The organism is Synechococcus sp. R6-7 (assembly GCF_047461695.1).
Taxonomy (GTDB): domain Bacteria; phylum Cyanobacteriota; class Cyanobacteriia; order Thermostichales; family Thermostichaceae; genus Thermostichus.
In genome coordinates this window covers 1-3,643 of record NZ_JANSHS010000293.1, presented here as the reverse complement: position 1 = coordinate 3,643, position 3,643 = coordinate 1, and the positions used below count along the sequence as shown (strand labels likewise).

Annotated in this window: 6 protein-coding genes; 4 read left to right on the top strand and 2 right to left on the bottom strand. The window is 58.7% G+C overall.

What is annotated here, in order from left to right:
* Positions 1 to 125: 125 nt before the first annotated feature.
* Entirely contained in the window at positions 126 to 929 is an 804-nt protein-coding gene (locus NW815_RS08990) for a PIN domain-containing protein (protein ID WP_414391115.1), read from the bottom strand.
* A gap of 26 nt (positions 930 to 955) precedes the next feature.
* Positions 956 to 1,618, bottom strand: coding sequence for a phosphoribosylglycinamide formyltransferase (gene purN, locus NW815_RS08985; protein ID WP_414391117.1), 663 nt, complete (start codon positions 1,616 to 1,618; stop codon positions 956 to 958).
* 80 nt (positions 1,619 to 1,698) lie between these two features.
* On the opposite strand from purN, the gene NW815_RS08980 reads away from it, so the two are divergent.
* From NW815_RS08980 to NW815_RS08965, 4 genes are all read left to right on the top strand, one after another.
* Positions 1,699 to 1,962 (top strand): hypothetical protein, encoded by a 264-nt coding sequence (locus NW815_RS08980; protein ID WP_414391119.1) that lies wholly within the window; start codon positions 1,699 to 1,701, stop codon positions 1,960 to 1,962.
* A gap of 37 nt (positions 1,963 to 1,999) precedes the next feature.
* Positions 2,000 to 2,497, top strand: coding sequence for a hypothetical protein (locus NW815_RS08975; RefSeq protein ID WP_414415927.1), 498 nt, complete (start codon positions 2,000 to 2,002; stop codon positions 2,495 to 2,497).
* Between the two features lie 17 nt (positions 2,498 to 2,514).
* Positions 2,515 to 3,093 (top strand): leucyl/phenylalanyl-tRNA--protein transferase, encoded by a 579-nt coding sequence (aat, locus tag NW815_RS08970; protein ID WP_414391126.1) that lies wholly within the window; start codon positions 2,515 to 2,517, stop codon positions 3,091 to 3,093.
* 137 nt (positions 3,094 to 3,230) lie between these two features.
* Positions 3,231 to 3,643, top strand: a 413-nt coding sequence (locus tag NW815_RS08965) for a low molecular weight protein-tyrosine-phosphatase (RefSeq protein WP_414391124.1), incomplete at its 3' end; no start/stop codon positions are given.

Sequence of the window (3,643 nt, the reverse complement as noted above, 5' to 3'; positions counted from 1 at the left end):
CCGTCCCGCTGGCGCGATCAGCAGCCCAGGAGTCTCACCCTAACCTGAAATAACTGAAACGACTATAAAATGACTGCGGCCGGCTGAAGACCGGAAAGGGTCTTAAGTTGGTTCGGAATAACTGGCTATAGATCCCGAATCCAAGGGATCCGAGAGAGAGGTAGCCGCTGCCAGATCCCTTCACTTCCTTCTGGATCGAGCAGGCGCCAGGCCAGTAACCCGGCTGCCGAGAAGAAAACCAGAGCCAGCAACACCGCAAGGGTATTCTGTAGGCTTTTCAAAAGAGTCCGGAGAGGGGTTCTGCTCGACCCCACCTGAGCAGCTCCAGACTGCTGCCGAGCCTGGGCAGGTAGCTTTCCAGAAGTTGGAGAGGAACTCAAGGGACGGGCAGGTGGAGCGAGGGTAGAGGACGTCAACTGGGCGGCAGGAATGGGTGGCCCTGGTAACCGATTCAAAGCCATAACCACAGCCTGAGGGCGCTGCTGCTGACGCATCCACCGGTTCAGCTCTGCCAGAGAGATGGCACAGAGGTTGTTGAGACCCAGACCCTGAATTCGCCCCACCAAAGGCCGGTCGTTGCTGACCAAAACCACCAGCGTTCCCGGCTGCTGCTGGGCCAGGGCATAGGCGCATTCGGCAATCGCTTCTTCCAAGCGTACCCTCATGGACTGATCGCCGGCACCAGCACCACCCACCAGGGCACGGGCTTCTGAGACGGCAAACCCTAGACTGGGCCAGTGGCGCAAAAACTCGCGGGCTGTCGATTCTTCTTGGGGATCAACAGCCTGCCGGCTCAGGCGTTCTAGCTCGGCCATCACTGCCTGCGGCAGCACACACACCCCAAATCGAGCCCACTCTTGCCATAGAGCCAGACGACCGGCCAGGATCACCGGGCTATCGAAGACGAGGAGAGGCGGGATCTCGGCCATGGGATGCGCCAGCGTTGGACTTAACCTCAATTGTGCAGCTTCCCCGAAGACTTGGGTAGCAGGGATCCCTCTGCCAGGCAGAGGCGGATGGCCAGTGGGTAGAGGCGGTGCTCCTGGGTCTGGATGCGCCGGTAAAGGGATTCCACAGTATCTTCGGGCAGAACCGGCACGGCTGCTTGGGCCACGATGGGGCCACTGTCCATTTCCAAGGTGACCCGATGGACAGTGCAGCCGGCAATTTTCACGCCGCACTTCAGGGCTTGTTCAACAGCCCGCAGGCCCTTGAAGCTGGGCAGCAGGCTAGGATGCAGGTTCAGGACGCGATCCGGGTAGGCGGACAACAACACCTGGGTAACCAGGCGCATCCACCCGGCCATGATCACCCATTCCACGTGATGCTGCCAGAGCACTTGGAGGATAGCTGCATCCAGGTCTTCGCGACAGGGGTAGTCTCGGTGGTCGAGCAAGACGCAAGGGATCCCTCGCTTTTGGGCCCGCTGCCGCACATAAGCTTTGGGATTGTTGGTGATGACCACAGCAATCTGGGCCTGCAGTTCCCCAGCCTCAATGGCTTGGGCAATAGCTTCGAAATTGCTGCCATTGCCGGAAGCCAAAATGCCAAGGATCCCCGGTTGAGAGGGCACTGGGATCCCGTCGGGATCCGGCCAGAGTAAGCTGGGCGAGTTCATGAGCGTTTGGTGGGAAAGTCTGCAGCCCCGCTATTATGAACTATCCCACCGCAAGGGCGATCCCCAGGAGCAAGAGCAAGATGACCCCTGAGCAGGAAAGCTTGTCGATTCAAACCGCAGCCAGCCTGTCCCAAGGTTTGGAAGCTTTGAACCGAGTTGTTCAGAATCACGAGGTGTTGATTGCCGAAATTCGAGAAGGTCAAGCAATGCTGGGCCAGTATTTTCGAGAAGCCCTAGACCGCTTTGACGAGCGCACCCGCGCCATTGAGCGTAGACCCAGCCGATCCCAACAATTGAGGCCGGATCTTATGGACTCCGTCCCGCTGTCGCCGGCAACCACCTGATCTAGAGTGGGAAAGCATGGGCAGTGGGTGTGAGAGCATGGCTCCTTTGCAAGGACGACGCCGGCGGTTTTGGATTTGCAGCATGGTAGTCATCCTGTCCGGGTTTATGGGATCCCTGCTGGCGGGATCAGCGCAGAACCTGGGAGCACAAGCGCAGCAGAGCCTGACTCAAGCCCAACTGGAGCAAGCTCAATATGTGCGCAGTTGTGGCAGTTGCCATGTGGCGTTGCCCGCCCAAGTGTTGCCCACCGAAACCTGGCGACGGCTGCTGCAGGATCCCAACCACTATGGCCAGCAGATCCAGCCCCTGAGCGGTGTGGCTTTACAACTGGCCTGGGGCTATTTGCGGCCCAACTCCCGGCCCCTGCGACAGGGGGAACAGGTGCCCTATCGCTTGGCAGATTCTCGCTATTTCCGTGCCCTGCATCTGCAAGTGGAGTTTCCCACTCCTGTGCGGGTGAGCGCCTGTGTGGATTGTCACCCCAGGGCCAATGGGGGGGATTTTGCCAGCCTCTCTGCAGAATGGCAATCTTGAGGAGCGCAACTGAGGCAATGCAGGTGGATCTGGCCACCATTCTGGCAGGCTATGCCCAAGGCTACTTCCTGATGGCCGACGAAAAGACGGGATCCCTGGCCTGGTACGGCACCGACCGGCACGCGGTGATCCCCCTCGATGAGCGATTTCACTGCCCCCGTTCGTTGCGGCCCTTGGTGCGCAGCGGTCGCTTTCAGGTGCGGCTGAACTGCGCTTTTGAGCAGGTGGTAGAGGGCTGTGCCGCTCGTCCCCAAACCTGGATTAGCCCCGAGCTGAAGCAGATTTACGCAGCTCTGCACCGGTCTGGCTTTGCCCACAGCTTTGAAACCTGGCAGGGAGAGACCTTGGCAGGCGGGATCCTGGGTATTGCCCTTGGAGCGGCGTTTATCGGCGAGTCGATGTTCTACCGCATCCCCAACGGCTCGAAGGTGGCCTTGGTGAAGTTGGTGGAGCACTTACGGGAGCGGGGCTTTCGCCTCTTCGACGCTCAGTTGATGAACCCGCACCTGGCCCGTTTTGGTGCCTTTCTCATGGATGGACAAGAGTACCTGAAGCTATTGCAGCAGTGCCTGGGGATCCCTTGTCGGTTCAATTAAATCTGCAATGTTACGATAGCCGCCAGCAAAACATTGCAGCGGCTCTTGGTGGAAAATAGAAAGGGAATCCGTCCCGCTGTTGCAGGCGGATACATCCTGTGGTGGGCCCACACATGGGATCCGATGGGGAGGTTGCCATGAGCCAAAAGCTTCTGTTTGTCTGTCTGGGTAACATCTGTCGCTCTCCCACTGCTGAGGGCATCACCAATCACCTTTTGCGCAGCAGCGGCCATAAGGAAGCAATTATCTGCGACTCAGCAGGTACGGCAGCCTATCACATCGGCAGCCCCCCAGATAGGCGCATGCAACAAGCAGCCCGATGCTATGGCCTAGAGCTACAAGGCAAGGCCCGCCAGATTCGACCTGCCGACCTGCGCGAGTTTGACCTGATCCTGGCTATGGATCGACAAAATTACCGCGACATTCTCAGCTTGGATCCCCAGGGAAAATATGCCGAGAAAGTGCGCCTGATGTGCAGCTATTGCCGCTCTCATTCTGACGAAGAAGTTCCGGATCCCTACTACGGGGGTGAGGCTGGATTCCATTACGT